Origin of the sequence: Azonexus hydrophilus (assembly GCF_038368255.1) — a bacterium.
GTDB classification, from domain to species: domain Bacteria; phylum Pseudomonadota; class Gammaproteobacteria; order Burkholderiales; family Rhodocyclaceae; genus Azonexus; species Azonexus hydrophilus.
The window spans coordinates 2408460-2421777 of the sequence record NZ_CP151406.1; the positions used below are offsets into that span (position 1 = coordinate 2408460).

At 55.1% G+C, this 13318-nt stretch carries 15 protein-coding genes; 12 read left to right on the plus strand and 3 right to left on the minus strand.

Annotated features, from left to right (window positions below; genetic code table 11):
* Window positions 1-36 precede the first annotated feature (36 nt).
* Window positions 37-1701: an energy-dependent translational throttle protein EttA gene (gene ettA / locus AADV58_RS11625; protein WP_341743269.1), complete on the plus strand. Its 1665-nt coding sequence runs from the start codon at window positions 37-39 to the stop codon at window positions 1699-1701.
* Between the two features lie 82 nt (window positions 1702-1783).
* Here ettA and AADV58_RS11630 read toward each other — a convergent pair whose 3' ends face one another.
* Window positions 1784-2062, minus strand: a complete 279-nt coding sequence (locus AADV58_RS11630; RefSeq protein WP_028995048.1) for a hypothetical protein — start codon at window positions 2060-2062, stop codon at window positions 1784-1786.
* A 109-nt stretch (window positions 2063-2171) separates the two neighbouring features.
* On the opposite strand from AADV58_RS11630, the gene AADV58_RS11635 reads away from it, so the two are divergent.
* From AADV58_RS11635 to AADV58_RS11645, 3 genes are read left to right on the plus strand one after another with little or no spacing between them, the layout of a single operon-like run.
* Window positions 2172-2993 (plus strand): class I SAM-dependent methyltransferase, encoded by an 822-nt coding sequence (locus AADV58_RS11635; protein WP_028995047.1) that lies wholly within the window; start codon window positions 2172-2174, stop codon window positions 2991-2993.
* 6 nt (window positions 2994-2999) lie between these two features.
* A complete protein-coding gene (locus AADV58_RS11640) occupies window positions 3000-4901 on the plus strand; it encodes a U32 family peptidase (protein WP_341743270.1) in 1902 nt (633 codons plus the stop codon).
* Window positions 4902-4933: 32 nt separating this feature from the next.
* Window positions 4934-5611 carry a zf-TFIIB domain-containing protein gene (locus AADV58_RS11645; protein WP_245580536.1) on the plus strand — a complete coding sequence of 226 codons (678 nt, stop codon included), beginning with the start codon at window positions 4934-4936 and terminating at the stop codon, window positions 5609-5611.
* 46 nt (window positions 5612-5657) lie between these two features.
* On the opposite strand, the gene AADV58_RS11650 is transcribed toward AADV58_RS11645, so the two are convergent.
* The gene (locus AADV58_RS11650; protein ID WP_341743271.1) at window positions 5658-6140 is read right to left on the minus strand and encodes an OmpA family protein; all 483 of its coding nucleotides are present in this window, start codon (window positions 6138-6140) and stop codon (window positions 5658-5660) included.
* A 48-nt stretch (window positions 6141-6188) separates the two neighbouring features.
* Entirely contained in the window at window positions 6189-6740 is a 552-nt protein-coding gene (locus AADV58_RS11655; protein ID WP_341743272.1) for a YaeQ family protein, read from the minus strand.
* A gap of 90 nt (window positions 6741-6830) precedes the next feature.
* Here AADV58_RS11655 and AADV58_RS11660 point away from each other — a divergent pair, with 90 nt between their 5' ends.
* The 8 genes from AADV58_RS11660 (at window position 6831) to AADV58_RS11695 (ending at window position 13316) form a co-directional block, all read left to right on the plus strand.
* A complete protein-coding gene (locus tag AADV58_RS11660; RefSeq protein WP_043421269.1) occupies window positions 6831-7382 on the plus strand; it encodes a DUF3617 domain-containing protein in 552 nt (183 codons plus the stop codon).
* Between the two features lie 11 nt (window positions 7383-7393).
* On the plus strand, window positions 7394-7639 hold the full coding sequence (locus tag AADV58_RS11665) for a hypothetical protein (RefSeq protein WP_081700178.1): 246 nt from the start codon (window positions 7394-7396) through the stop codon (window positions 7637-7639).
* Between the two features lie 420 nt (window positions 7640-8059).
* On the plus strand, window positions 8060-8347 hold the full coding sequence (locus AADV58_RS11670; RefSeq protein WP_341743273.1) for a hypothetical protein: 288 nt from the start codon (window positions 8060-8062) through the stop codon (window positions 8345-8347).
* 15 nt (window positions 8348-8362) lie between these two features.
* A complete protein-coding gene (locus AADV58_RS11675; RefSeq protein ID WP_341743274.1) occupies window positions 8363-8878 on the plus strand; it encodes a hypothetical protein in 516 nt (171 codons plus the stop codon).
* A gap of 1109 nt (window positions 8879-9987) precedes the next feature.
* Window positions 9988-10590 (plus strand): hypothetical protein, encoded by a 603-nt coding sequence (locus AADV58_RS11680; RefSeq protein ID WP_341743275.1) that lies wholly within the window; start codon window positions 9988-9990, stop codon window positions 10588-10590.
* 717 nt (window positions 10591-11307) lie between these two features.
* On the plus strand, window positions 11308-11616 hold the full coding sequence (locus AADV58_RS11685) for a hypothetical protein (protein WP_341743276.1): 309 nt from the start codon (window positions 11308-11310) through the stop codon (window positions 11614-11616).
* 83 nt (window positions 11617-11699) lie between these two features.
* Window positions 11700-12254, plus strand: a complete 555-nt coding sequence (locus AADV58_RS11690) for a hypothetical protein (protein WP_341743277.1) — start codon at window positions 11700-11702, stop codon at window positions 12252-12254.
* Between the two features lie 12 nt (window positions 12255-12266).
* Entirely contained in the window at window positions 12267-13316 is a 1050-nt protein-coding gene (locus AADV58_RS11695; RefSeq protein WP_341743278.1) for a site-specific integrase, read from the plus strand.
* The last annotated feature ends 2 nt before the right edge of the window (window positions 13317-13318 follow it).

Consider the following 13318-nt stretch of genomic DNA (forward strand, 5'->3'; position numbering starts at 1 on the left):
CGGGCCTTCCCCGTTTTTTTTGTCACAGGCGAGACCATGGCTCAATACGTAATGTCGATGCTGCGCGTCAGCAAGATCGTTCCTCCCAAACGGCAGATCATCAAGGACATTTCCCTTTCCTTCTTCCCCGGCGCCAAGATCGGCCTGCTCGGCCTGAACGGCGCGGGCAAATCGACCGTGCTCAAGATCATGGCCGGTGTGGACAAGGAATACGACGGCGAGGTCCAGCACCTGGCCGGCGTGTCGATTGGCTACCTGCCGCAGGAACCGCAACTCGACGCCGACAAGACCGTGCGCGAGGAAGTCGAATCGGCGCTCGGCGAAGTCATGCAGGCACAGGCCAAGCTCGACGAGGTCTATGCCGCCTACGCCGACCCGGAAGCCGACTTCGACAAGCTGGCCGAAGAACAGGCCCGCCTGGAAGCGATCATCGCCACCGCCGGCTCGGATACCGAACACCAGATGGAAATCGCCGCCGACGCGCTGCGTCTGCCGCCCTGGGACGCCAGGATCGGCGTCCTGTCCGGCGGTGAAAAGCGCCGCGTGGCGCTGGCCAAGCTGCTGCTCTCGAAGCCCGACATGCTGCTGCTCGACGAGCCGACCAACCACCTCGACGCCGAATCGGTCGAATGGCTGGAGCAGTTCCTGGTGCGTTTCCCGGGCACCGTGGTCGCCGTCACCCACGACCGCTACTTCCTCGACAACGCCGCCGAGTGGATTCTCGAACTCGACCGCGGCCACGGCATTCCGTGGAAGGGCAATTACTCGTCCTGGCTGGAGCAGAAGGAAGCCCGCCTGGAAACCGAAAACAAGCAGGTCGACGCCCACATGAAGGCGATGAAGCAGGAACTGGAATGGGTGCGCAGCAATCCGAAGGCGCGCCAGGCCAAGTCCAAGGCCCGTCTGGCCCGCTTCGAGGAAATGTCCAGCCACGAGTACCAGAAGCGCAACGAGACCCAGGAAATTTTCATTCCGGTCGGCGAGCGCCTGGGCGATCAGGTCATCGAATTCAACAACGTCAGCAAGTGCTTCGGCGACAAGTTGCTGATGGACAACGTCAGCTTCACCATCCCGCCCGGCGCCATCGTCGGCATCATCGGCCCGAACGGTGCCGGTAAATCGACGCTGTTCAAGATGATCACCGGTCAGCAACAGCCGGATTCGGGCGAAGTGAAGATCGGTCAGACGGTCAAGCTGGCCTACGTCGACCAGTCGCGCGACTGCCTCGACGGTTCGAAGACGGTGTTCGACGAACTGGCCCAGGGCAGCGACATCCTGCAGATCGGCAAGTTCGAAATGCCCAGCCGCGCCTACATCGGCCGCTTCAACTTCAAGGGCGGCGATCAGGGCAAGCTGGTCGGCAACCTGTCCGGCGGCGAGCGCGGTCGTCTGCACCTAGCCAAGACGCTGATGTCCGGCGGCAACGTCCTGCTGCTCGACGAACCGTCCAACGACCTCGACGTGGAAACCCTGCGCGCGCTGGAAGACGCCCTGCTCGAATTCCCCGGCTGCGCCATGGTCATCTCCCACGACCGCTGGTTCCTCGACCGGATTTGTACCCACATCCTGGCCGCCGAAGGCGATTCGCAATGGACCTTCTTCCCGGGCAACTACCAGGAATACGAAGAGGACAAGCGCCGCCGTCTGGGCGAAGAAGGCGCCAAGCCCAAGCGTATCCGCTACAAGCCGATCACGCGCTAAGCGCAATCTGCAAAACAGAACGGGCGCCATTTCGGCGCCCGTCTTTCATTTTCCTGCCCCGCTTTTCGCGGAACAGCGAAACTCAGTGCTTGAGGCTGGCGGAGAAAACCGCCTTGCTTCTTTCAGATAACTGGAATTCAGCGAAGGCCCGTTCGATCTCGGCGCTGTTGCTGCCGGCGGACTGGTCTTCGAAACAGATGCCGATGCTCTTGCCGTTGGCGGCCAGCGTCTGGAAAGCATAACGCCAGCGCTGCGCTTCGGCCAATCGCTCGCGCAACTGGGCTTCATTGGAAATCGAGATACCTGCCTTTTTCAGGGAATCCAGAAATTGCTCGAAGGATTCGTTGCTCAGACTGCCCATTCGTGTCTCCGTGAGATTACGGTGCATCTACACCATGATTGCAATAACGACGCCATCGCCATTCGGTTGACACGAAAGTGATAGAAGTTTGAATGCGATAATTGCGCCCATGAAAAAACAGAACCCGCCCGCCACGATCCCGGAAATCCGCCCCGGGCAGTCGATCGAACTGCTCAAGGAACTGCATATCCTGACGCGCGACGGCAAGCTCAACCAGGACAGCCGGCGCAAGCTCAAGCAGGTCTACCATCTCGCCCAGTTCATCGAGCCCCTGCTCGATGGCATGGAAACCCTGGTCGATCATGGTGCCGGCAAGTCTTACCTCGGCTTCATCCTCTACGATCTCTATATCAAGACCCGTGCCAGCGGAGAGGTCGTCGGCATCGAAACGCGTGCCGAACTGGTCGACAAATCGCGCGAACTGGCCGCCCGGCTGGACTTCCCGCGCATGCGCTTCCTCGCCTGCACGGTCGAGGAATCGATGACCTCGGACGCGCTGCCGGCCGTCGTCGATGTCGTTACCGCCCTGCATGCCTGCAATACGGCGACCGATGACGCCATTCGTTTCGCTTTGACACGACAGGCCAAACACATCGTGCTGGTGCCCTGCTGCCAGGCCGAAGTCGCGGCAACGATGCGCGCCCGCAAGGCCGAATCGCTGGCGCAGACGCCGCTGGCCGAACTGTGGCGGCACCCGATCCACACCCGCGAACTGGGTAGCCACCTGACCAATGTGCTGCGCTGCCTGTTGCTGGAATCCCACGGCTACGACGTCACCGTCACCGAACTGGTCGGCTGGGAACATTCGATGAAGAACGAGTTGATCATCGCCAGCCAGCGCGGCAAGCCGCGCCGCAACGCCCGCGAGCGTGCCGAGGCGATCCTGCGCGAGTTCAATATCGAGGAACTTGCCCCCCGTTTTACCTACTAAGGCGCCATGACGCGAATCCAGCACCCCCTAGAACTCCTGGCTCCGGCCAAAAACGCCGATTTCGGCATCGAAGCCATCAAGCATGGCGCCGATGCCGTGTACATCGGCGGACCGGCTTTTGGCGCCCGTTACGGCGCCGGTAACGATGTCGCCGAAATCCGACGCCTGTGCGATTTCGCCCACCGTTTCCGGGCCAAGGTCTTCGTTGCGCTGAACACCATCCTGCACGACGACGAGCTCGAAGACAGCCGGCAACTGGCCTGGCAGTTGTACGAGGCCGGCGTCGACGCGCTGATCATCCAGGACATGGGCCTGCTCGAACTGGATCTGCCGCCGATCCAGCTCCACGCCAGCACCCAGACCGACATCCGCAACCCGGCCAAGGCCAGGTTCCTGGAAGATGCCGGCTTCTCGCAGATCGTCCTGGCGCGCGAAATGAGCATCGCCGAAGTCCGCCAGGTGGCCGACGCGACGACGCTGGCGCTCGAGTACTTTGTCCATGGCGCGCTCTGTGTCGCTTATTCCGGACAGTGCTTCATCAGCCACGCCCACACCGGCCGCAGCGCCAATCGCGGCGAGTGTTCGCAGGCCTGCCGGCTGCCGTACACGCTGGTCGACGACAAGGGCAAGACGATCACCGAGAACCAGCACCTGCTGTCGATGAAGGACAACAACCAGTCCGACAACCTGCGCGCGCTGGTCGAGGCCGGCGTCTCCTCGTTCAAGATTGAGGGCCGCTTGAAGGACCTGTCCTACGTCAAGAACATCACCGCCCATTACCGCACGCTGCTCGATGAAATCATCGCCGCCGACCCGCGCTACGTGCGCGCTGCCAGCGGCCATTCGACCTTCACCTTCACGCCGCAGCCGGAAAAGACCTTCAACCGCGGCTATACCGATTATTTTGCCAACGACCGCCAGGACGACATCGGCGCTTTCGATTCGCCGGCCTTCGTCGGCGAGCCGATTGGCGAGGTGGCAGAGATCGGCGACGGCTGGCTCACGGTCAACACCGGCGAAACCTTCCACAACGGCGACGGCGTCTGCTTCCACGACGCCCACGGCGATGTGCAGGGAATGCGCATCAACCGGGTCGACGGCAAGAAGCTCTTCCCGATGGACATCCCGGCCGATTTGAGCGAAGGCACGACCCTGTTCCGCAACCGCGATCAGGAATTCGAGCGCGCGCTGGAAAAGGATTCGGCCGACCGGCGCGTCGCCATCAAGGCGGTTTTCGCCGAGCAGGCCGACGCTTTCGTGCTGACACTGAGCGACGAAGACCAGGTCAGCGTAGCCGTCACCTTGCCCCGCGACGAGCGGATCGGCCGCGAACTGGCGCAGAACCCGGAGGCGACGCTGGCCAAGCTCAAGGAAAATCTCGGCAAGTTCGGCAACACGATGTTCGTCGCCGAAGCCGTCGAGCTGCAACTGAGCCAGGCCTGGTTCCTGCCGGTCGGCGTGATCAACGCGCTGCGCCGCGAAGCGGCCGAAAAACTCGAAGCCGCCCGCATTGCCAGCCATCCGCGCCCACCGCGCGCGGCGCCGGCAGCCAACCCCGTGCCCTATCCGCAGGACGAACTGACCTATCTCGGCAACGTCTTCAACAGCAAGGCCCGCGCCTTCTACGAGAAGCACGGCGTTCGGCTGATCGACGAGGCCTACGAGGCCGGCAACGAAAAGGGCATGGTCTCGCTGATGATCACCCGCCACTGCCTGCGCTATAGTTTCAACCTCTGTCCGAAGGAGGTGAAGCACTTGAAGCCGGACCCGATGACGCTGATCAACGGTAACGAAAAGCTGATCCTCAAGTTCGACTGCAAGGCCTGCGAAATGCACGTGATCGGCAAGATGAAGAAAGGCGTCACCCTCAACCTCGGCAGCATCCGCCCGACCGCCAGCTGCGGATGAAACCGACGCCCTGCCCTTCGTGCCGGCAGCCGATGGAAAAGCGGCGCTTCGAGCGCATGCACCACGGCGAAGTCATCATCGACCTGTGCTTTCACTGCCACGGCATCTGGTTCGACGAATTCGAAAGCGTGCAGATCACCCCGGGCGGCATCATCGAACTGTTCCGCCTGATCCACGAACACCGCGACCAGCAACGCCTGCCCTTGCGTGACGTGCTGCACTGCCCGCGCTGCGACGAACGCCTGCTGCACGGTCTGGACCGCTCCAAGCACGGCGGTCAGTTCAACTACCATCGCTGCCTGCAGAAGCATGGACGGTTCACGCCTTTTGCGCAGTTGATGATCGAAAAGGGTTTCGTCCGCCAGTTGAGCGACAGCGAGATCGACGAACTGGCGCGCAAGGTCGGCACCGTGCGCTGCACCGGCTGCGGCGCCCCGGTGAACATCCGTGAAGACTACGCCTGCCGGCATTGCCGCGCCCCCATCGCCATCCTTGACCCGGATGCGGTGGATAAGGCCCTGTCCCGCTTCGACCATGCCGAAACCCGGCGCACCACCCGCGACGTGGAAATGCTCGGCGACGCGATCATCCTCGCCGAGCGGGAAAAATCGCGCTACGAACGCGAGCAGCGCCTGCAGCGCAACCAGATGGATGTCGGCGATGTGATCATCTCCGGCGTCGAGATGCTCTGGCGGGTACTGCGCCGTTAACGCAAAAGCGGGCCAGATGGCCCGCTTGCTGTCGTGGCATATGAAGTTACTGAACGCGAATCTCGACGCGCCGGCTTTCTTCGGCCGAGCCACCGCCCAGCGTGGATTCCGGTTTGCGCAGTTTGATGCGCTGGATGTCGATATGGCCGGCCAGCAGCACATCGCGCACAGCCAGGGCGCGTTGCTTGGCCAGTTCGGCGTTCATTGCCGGATCGCCGGATTCATCGTGGAAGCCGGACAGCAGCACGATGGCTTGCGGATTGGCAGCCAGTGCCTCAGCCGTGGGGACCACGACCATGAAATCGGCTGCCGCGACCTCGGCCGAGCCGACGGCGAAATAGACTTTGGCCAGGGCTTCGCCGACCGGCGCGATATCGCTTTCTTCGGCAACGGCAACGGCCGCCACCGGGGCGGCAGATTGTCCGGCCTTCCAGATACCGAGGCCGGCGACCAGTGCGATGACGCCGAAGATCACGCCGGCGAGAACACCGAAGACTACACCTTGAGTTTCGTTTTCGTCTTGAGACATGCTGATTGACCTCGTTCAGGAAGGATGGAAAAAAATCTTCACGGCATTTTAACCAGCTTGTGCGCTCAACAGTGTTTCGGGTGACAACTGGATCGATTGCTCACCGCTGGCCAGCCAGATCGTGCCTTCCTGGATGGTGCAGGAGAGTTTCATCGTTCGTTCGGCCAAGCGGCCCAGGGCCTGGGTTTCTTCGGCGTTCAGGCGCAGCACGGTGAGATTGGAAAAGCGCGTCAGCAACGGTGCCGTCTGCTGCCACCAGACATCGACGGCACGCGCCCCGTAAGCCAGCACGATGGCCCGGTCGGCCTTGTTGCAGCCTTTGCGGATGCGGCTTTCGTCGGGTTGGCCGAGTTCGATCCAGGTTCGCAGCACGCCGGACGGATCGACTTCCTGCAGCGCGCAATCGTCGTCGCTGGACAGCCCCTTGCTGAAAGCGAGGTCCGGCCCGGCGAACATGGCGAAGGCAAGAATGCGGGCCATCATCCGGTCATCGGTCTCCGAGGGATGACGGGCGACCGTCAGCGCGTACTCGGCGAAATGTCCGCGATCGAGATCGGATACCTGCAATTCGGCCTTGAAGACCGTCGATTTGAGCGCCATGACCTGCCCCGGAAAAAGGCGCGATTATCCCATGACGACGCCGGCAAAGCAGACTACGATAAGTGCTCCAACCTGACCGGAGACGCCGCCATGAAAACCTCCCGTATCGCCCTCAGTCTGCTCGCCGCTTGCATTGCCTCGACCGCCGCAGCCGCCGACGTGCCCAAGCGCAAGTCGGGGCTTTGGGAAATCCGTACGCAGATGTCCGGAATGCCTGCCGGCATGCCCGGCCAGGGACCGATGCAGATGTGCATCGACCAGAACAGCGACAATGTGATGAACGATGCTTCCGGCCCCGGCGGCAAGCCGGATTGCCCGGTCATGCAGATCAAGCCGGGCGCCGGCAAGATGACCATACACATGGTCTGCCGGGATGGGGGCACAACGGCGACAACCGATGCCGAGATCACCGGCGACTTCAATCGCAGTTACCGCAGCGACATGGTCACCCGCTTCAATCCGCCGCGGGACGGCATGAAAGAAATGAAGATGGTCCAGGAGGCGCGCTGGCTTGGCCCCTGCCAACCGGGCCAGAAAGCCGGCGACATGATCATGCCCGGAATGGGCAAGTACAACATGCAGGAGATGATGAAAAATCCGCAGATGCGCGAACTGATGAAAGGCCAGCAAGCCCCCCGCTGAAACGGCAAAGCATGGTGATCCAGGCCGTCGACCGCAAACGCTGCGCCAGTTGCGAGCGCTGGACCGGTCCGCGTCAGGGCGGCGACAGCCCGGATATTGTGTGCGTCGAGTCGGAAACGGTAACAGGACTTTGCAACGGCGGTGGCTGGCACGGCGCCGAACGCCGTGCCCGCTCGGCCTGCGGTCACTGGCTGCGCTGGCTGGCACTGGCCCGAGGAGCGGAGACAGACCCTGCGCCACCCGGGAAAAACGGGTAGCATTCGGCCTTTCCAGAAAATCGCCGGAAACGCCAAGCCATTGATTCCTATGGTGCCCAGGAAGGGAATCCACCGTCAGTGAATCGACGTAAGCAGCAAGCTACTGATTTTCCGATGTTTTCCCAACCCCGGAAAAAAATAAAAAACTGACTATGCATCAGTTTGTGCCCCACCTGTGGCACGCATTAGATTATACGCCTAAACGTAACTTTGCTACTTGCAAGGTAGCACGACAAAAACAGTAACAGTCACTTCACGTCTACCATCAAATTCCCACCGTCCATAGCCCAACCAGACAGACTATGCTAGTACAATAACGCCCACTGCCTAGCATCACTCTTTTCGCATACTTGCATGCGTCCTAGTATGTTCATTGCCGCAAGCAATTCGCATCAACCGCTTTTTTGGGGGGGGTAACTTATGACCAGAAAAAATGCCATTCACAACCTCATAAACGAAGCCGCGCTGGAGTTGCTTGAGTTTATTAAGGACTGCGAATCAGACCACAAAGAGCATGGTTACTGGGTCCCTGCTGCGAAGATCAAAGACGACCTCGATCTAAATTTCGTTGCTGTTCCTCAAAGTGGCAGACAGCACGGTCCGAAAGGCTGGGTATTTGCCACACTTGCACGGATATTGGAGGACAAATCGCTGATCGAACACAAAAAGATAGGAAACCGTGCTTTTTATCGATCAATTCGCAAATAAAAAGGAGATAGGTGAATGAAGAACATTCAATGTTCAAATTGCAGCCAAGAAATTTCAAGGAAAGCACCGACTTGCCCAAAATGCGGACATCCAAACAAGGTTGCCCACCATGTATCCAGCTGGCAAGTATTATTCACTTTAGGGATGTGCTTCGTTGTTATATGGTGGCTAGCAACTTCTGACTCCCCCCCCGTCAGCGGAGGCGCTAACTCTGCAAATACACCTGACCCCAAGTCTGTAGCATTATCCAATATTGAACTAAAAAACTTACGCTGGAGCAAAGAGGGTTTCGGCAACGTTATGCAGTTGTCAGTCACGCTCATCAACAAAGGGCAACGTGATGTCAAAGATATTGAGCTAAAGTGCGAGCACTTTTCAAACAGTGGGACTCGCATTGACAGCAACAAGCGAATCATTTATGAGATCATTCCCGCAGGTAAGTCAAAAACAATAAAAGAATTCGGCATGGGATTCATTCACAACCAAGCAACAAAAACCGGTTGTCATATTTCAGACTTGGTGCTGATGTAAGTTGTGGTGGTCACGGTAGTTTAGACAGACGACCACGCCGCTTCACGCTGGACCGCCTTCTACCTTTGGCAGATACCGGGGGCGAGTGGTCCCCTTTCCGCTCTCATACTCGGTATGTTTGCTATCCGCATCACACTGCAAGAGCGTGAAATGCAATGGACACGTATCGACCGTAATACCCGACCCCCGGAAAATTCCGGGGGTAGTGGGCTGAGTCGGTGCGTTTCCATCGCGTCAGCGTGAGCACATGAGTGCAGGTGAATGTGCAACGCGCACGCAAGACTGCCAGAAAGCGTAACTGGGCCTCTAAAATCAATTTTTCCGGGTCAAGTAGCATCTTCCCTTCACCCGCACCACAAAATCGATTATAGGGGCATTTCTGGGGCTTATTCCATTTCACTATCGGTCTGCGCTGGTTTGATAGCTTTTTGGTCTTGGTTCTGACTTTCAAAAAAAAGATTGTTCCCCCCAAGGAACATTCTTTTTTCTATGGCTTTGGGTTTCCGGTTCCCTCCATGTTGCCCTTGACCTTGCCCGTGGTCTTGGTCTTGGTCTGGCGACCAGGACGACCGGCCAAATCCTCTATATTTTTGTTTTAATCGTTTTTTGGTACTGGTTGGGGTCTTTGGTTGTCTTTTGGGTTTGGATTGGTATTTGAGGGGGTTTTGTTTGATTTTTGTGGTATTGGTTAGGGATAGTTTGGGTCTTGGTTTTGGGATTTGATTTAGTGATTTTTTATTGAGTAAAAAGCAAAGACAAAGAGAAAAGCCGCGCACGCACGCGCACGCGTAGGTAATACATATACGTAGTATATGTATTACCCAAAGGGCACAAAAAAAGTTCACATAAAGGGAACTCGCATTACTCACAAGTGAACTATTGTTGATGCTCCGGAAAATCCAAAGGTATCACCAAAACCAATTAAAAATGCTTCGCATATTTGAAAATATCATATAGCGCATCTGTCAGCGTCTTAAAAAAAATGGTACAAAAGAAAAAGCCCAGACATTTTCTAGAATGTCCAGGCTATGGAGAGTGCAACACATGATGAAACATATATTAACGCACTCTTCAAAAAAATCAACTCCATTTTTTTGAAAAGGCGATATATGTCTGAACATGAAAAAACACGTGCCAAATTGGGAACCGGCGAAATTGAAGGAAGCGCAATCGTCATTCGTGAAAAGTCGCATACGATAGCGTACAAACAGTATTTCATTACGAATAGTGAAAACACTATGCTGATTGAAAGAACTACACGTTCAAAGCACTATTCTGACGCCTTTATATTTAACGTCATGGCGTGTAGTCTTGATCCAGTCTCTGGACTGTGTTTAATGCGACAAGTTGATATTGTGCAAAAAACTGGAATCATGAAAAGCAAAGTATCAGAATCGATTGCAAGACTTTCGAAACCAATTGAGCCACCCGCTAATCCTCAAAAGAATGCGGACGGCTTGTGGCCAGCAACACTCCCTGAGCTTGTCAGAAAGTTCGAAAAGAATGGACTTCGCGGCTACGTGCTGAATCCCGCCGTCGTCGTTATTGGTAATCATCGACGGGCTGAAAAATTGTGGATCGAAGCAGAACAGCAAGCAATTAATAAAGCAAGCAAAGCAGCGCAAGCTGCCATTCAAGCCGCCAGCGAATCCAGCGCATTGGCCGAAGAATTGGACGGTATAGTTTCTGAAAGAGATATTGATTTTCTCTGAGTCGACTACGGTAATACCCAAAAAGCCCGCAATCGCGGGCTTTTTGCTTTCTTAAATGGCCGCTGCGCGTGTTCCTCGGTACGTGCCTCCCTGCGTCACACGCTGACGCGTCTGCGGCTCATTACCCCCTGCAAGCAGGGCGTAATAACCCGCCGCCGCTCTTCAGCGCTGACAGCATCCAAAGAAAATTGGAACCCTCAAAAATGGAAGGGGGCAGCGTCAGAGCTGCCCCCGCGATGTCTATCTGTGCAAGCTCTTGCGTCCTTTAAAACCTTGAAAAGCAAGGCGCTCGCCGCTGGGCAACCACCGTGGGAATTTACAAACCCATTCCCCCGGCGTTTCGCCGGAGCTTTTCTTATCCATCGCTGTTCAATAGTTCGCTTCGCCCGTCCTCACCCGATCCCCACCGGCTAGCCGGTGGCGCGTGCGGCTTCCGGGCGGCTATTGACAGAATATCCAGTGCGAATATACCCGCCGGAACTTTCCGGCTGATTTGGTTACATTCTGATACAAAATTTTTCCAGAGACAAAAACAGGACATTTTGAAACATTAAAACCCTATTCAAATATAGAAAATCACGGTGTTTTAAGTCCAGAGAAAAAAACCAAAACATGGATTCTGCCGTTCAATTTTCAAGAAAGTAACTTTCGCTGGAAAAAAATACATGTATTCTGAAAGTGTCAGTTTCGACAAACCATGATTTTGGAGTTACAGAAATGAACAAAGATGAATTTAACGAATTGAGCAAAAGCGAACAGATCAGCTTTATTGATAACTATCCTGCGCTGCGAGTACGCAGTGCTGGCGTAGGTTTGGGCGGCGCTGGTGGAGTCTTTCATTACTTCGAAGATTTTGCAGTTGTCGAGTTATACACACGTGACAGCAGGCATCTCAAAGCAATCAAAATCACTGACGCTGACATTTCAATCAGCGAAGCACAAGATGATGAAGAACTTGATTATTCGTATGGTTCTGAAAATCTTGCGCAAGCATATATAGCAGCAGCAGAACAATTCCTTAACTAAGCTCCAACACCACCCCCGGATTTTTCCGGGGGTCACAAAACGGCGACCACCCTACGACATCCGCGATATGAAGGAGAAATGAGATGCTCAGCTTTGAAAAACTTTTGAAAACACAAAAAGCAACAAAGCAAGCAAGCGCATTGTTTCAAAAATTCTCGGATGATGAAAGTGCTGTAGAAATAGCAGAAGAGATCCAACAGCGAATTGAAGCACAAAAAAAATCAGTTAGTTTCGAACATATTTCAAAACGATTCGCTGATTTCAATAGAAACGAACTTGTGTTTTGCGTGCTTGAAATCACGAAATCGCGTCAGTTTTTCTTTTTGCTCGATAAATTTTCAGGAAATGAAATCGTAATTTATTTCGCTGAAGCAAAAAAATTCAAATCAATTTGCGATTTTGCTGACATCCAACCTGGCTTTCGCGTCCGAATTCTTCGGCAAATTGACACATATATTATTCATTACGACTTTGAAAATGACGGAGAATGGTTGCTGAATAACTGTGAAATCTCGAAAGAGATTGCAGAATTTGCAAAGCGTTTCCCAGAAGTTCCAAAGAGAAAGTCAATTAAAAAAGACGATGACGAACGTTCGCACGATCAAAACTACCCGACTTTAAGCCTAAACTCCAAATGAATGGAGAAAAAAATGTCTAATTTTCAACCCAAACTTGCAGAAGAATATGTATTAATCAAGAAAATTCGGGAGCAAATTAGTGCTGTAAATCTGAAAGTTTCCGAAAGAACGGCAACCGAATACCGCAAGACTTTCCAAAAACTTCAAGAAAAAGGCGTCCATTTTTCAGAAGCAAGCAGCAAAAACACGTTCTATAAAAATCGTGCGGCTACGCTTTTTTCGCTTGCGGAAGGAGCAAAATTCCTGATGAATCAGCGCGACAAATGTGAAAAAGGAACAGAATATCACGCAGAAATTGTCCAAAAACTTGCGGAAATTTCCAAATTTTTTGATGATTTCCCGGCAAATTCCGATCCAGAATCTAATGAAAATGGATCAAAAATCACATGGGAAGATGTTAAATCCAGCAAAAAAATGGAATCTCATTCGAAGAAAAACGGACTCGGCAAGCTCGTGAAAATCGAAAACTGGGAGCAAAAACTGTTCGAAAAATGCTCCACGAAACACCAAAATGCACTCGCTGTTTCGCTGCTTTCTGGATGCCGTCCTGCCGAAATCGAGGCGGGCGTTTTGGTCAAAAATGACGAATCCGGCAACCTCGTTTTGCAAATCAAGGGAGCAAAACTCAGTGAAATCCGGGGCCAAGAAATCCGCGAACTGTCCATTTCAAGGGAACATTTCGCCGCCAAGTTTTTGCTTGGGCAGCTAGACAGAGCCTCGGAAATCACGGTTTCCAGCAACGCGAAAGCCTTCAGCGATGCTGTAAGGCAAGCAGGCAAACGTGCATTTCCCCGCCTGCGGGTAGGTGTATCGCCTTACAGCATCCGCCACGCTGTAGCCAGCAGCCTGAAGGCTTCGGGCGTTGATGCTGACGCAGTTGCAATGACGTTGGGACACGCTGCAACCGCTTCGCAGTCAGCGTATGGCCGCGCTCACCACGGCACCGCTGGTGCCTGTGGTTTGGCTATCGTTGGCGTCTCGGCATCACGTGCTGTGCGCAACACGATCAAGCCGCCGCCACCCGCCAAGGCATCGCGCTTTGCAGCGCCAGGAATGCGATAAAC

Bases quoted from the DNA above. Each gene is read 5' to 3' on its own strand.
- AADV58_RS11690 (WP_341743277.1), top strand. From the start codon at position 11,700: ATGCTCAGCTTTGAAAAACTTTTGAAAACACAAAAAGCAACAAAGCAA.
- AADV58_RS11630 (WP_028995048.1), bottom strand. From the start codon at position 2,062: ATGGGCAGTCTGAGCAACGAATCCTTCGAGCAATTTCTGGATTCCCTG.
- AADV58_RS11650 (WP_341743271.1), bottom strand. From the start codon at position 6,140: ATGTCTCAAGACGAAAACGAAACTCAAGGTGTAGTCTTCGGTGTTCTC.
- AADV58_RS11670 (WP_341743273.1), top strand. From the start codon at position 8,060: ATGACCAGAAAAAATGCCATTCACAACCTCATAAACGAAGCCGCGCTG.
- AADV58_RS11655 (WP_341743272.1), bottom strand. From the start codon at position 6,740: ATGGCGCTCAAATCGACGGTCTTCAAGGCCGAATTGCAGGTATCCGAT.
- AADV58_RS11685 (WP_341743276.1), top strand. From the start codon at position 11,308: ATGAACAAAGATGAATTTAACGAATTGAGCAAAAGCGAACAGATCAGC.
- AADV58_RS11635 (WP_028995047.1), top strand. From the start codon at position 2,172: ATGAAAAAACAGAACCCGCCCGCCACGATCCCGGAAATCCGCCCCGGG.
- AADV58_RS11665 (WP_081700178.1), top strand. From the start codon at position 7,394: ATGGTGATCCAGGCCGTCGACCGCAAACGCTGCGCCAGTTGCGAGCGC.
- AADV58_RS11680 (WP_341743275.1), top strand. From the start codon at position 9,988: ATGTCTGAACATGAAAAAACACGTGCCAAATTGGGAACCGGCGAAATT.
- AADV58_RS11640 (WP_341743270.1), top strand. From the start codon at position 3,000: ATGACGCGAATCCAGCACCCCCTAGAACTCCTGGCTCCGGCCAAAAAC.
- ettA (WP_341743269.1), top strand. From the start codon at position 37: ATGGCTCAATACGTAATGTCGATGCTGCGCGTCAGCAAGATCGTTCCT.
- AADV58_RS11695 (WP_341743278.1), top strand. From the start codon at position 12,267: ATGTCTAATTTTCAACCCAAACTTGCAGAAGAATATGTATTAATCAAG.
- AADV58_RS11645 (WP_245580536.1), top strand. From the start codon at position 4,934: ATGGAAAAGCGGCGCTTCGAGCGCATGCACCACGGCGAAGTCATCATC.
- AADV58_RS11660 (WP_043421269.1), top strand. From the start codon at position 6,831: ATGAAAACCTCCCGTATCGCCCTCAGTCTGCTCGCCGCTTGCATTGCC.
- AADV58_RS11675 (WP_341743274.1), top strand. From the start codon at position 8,363: ATGAAGAACATTCAATGTTCAAATTGCAGCCAAGAAATTTCAAGGAAA.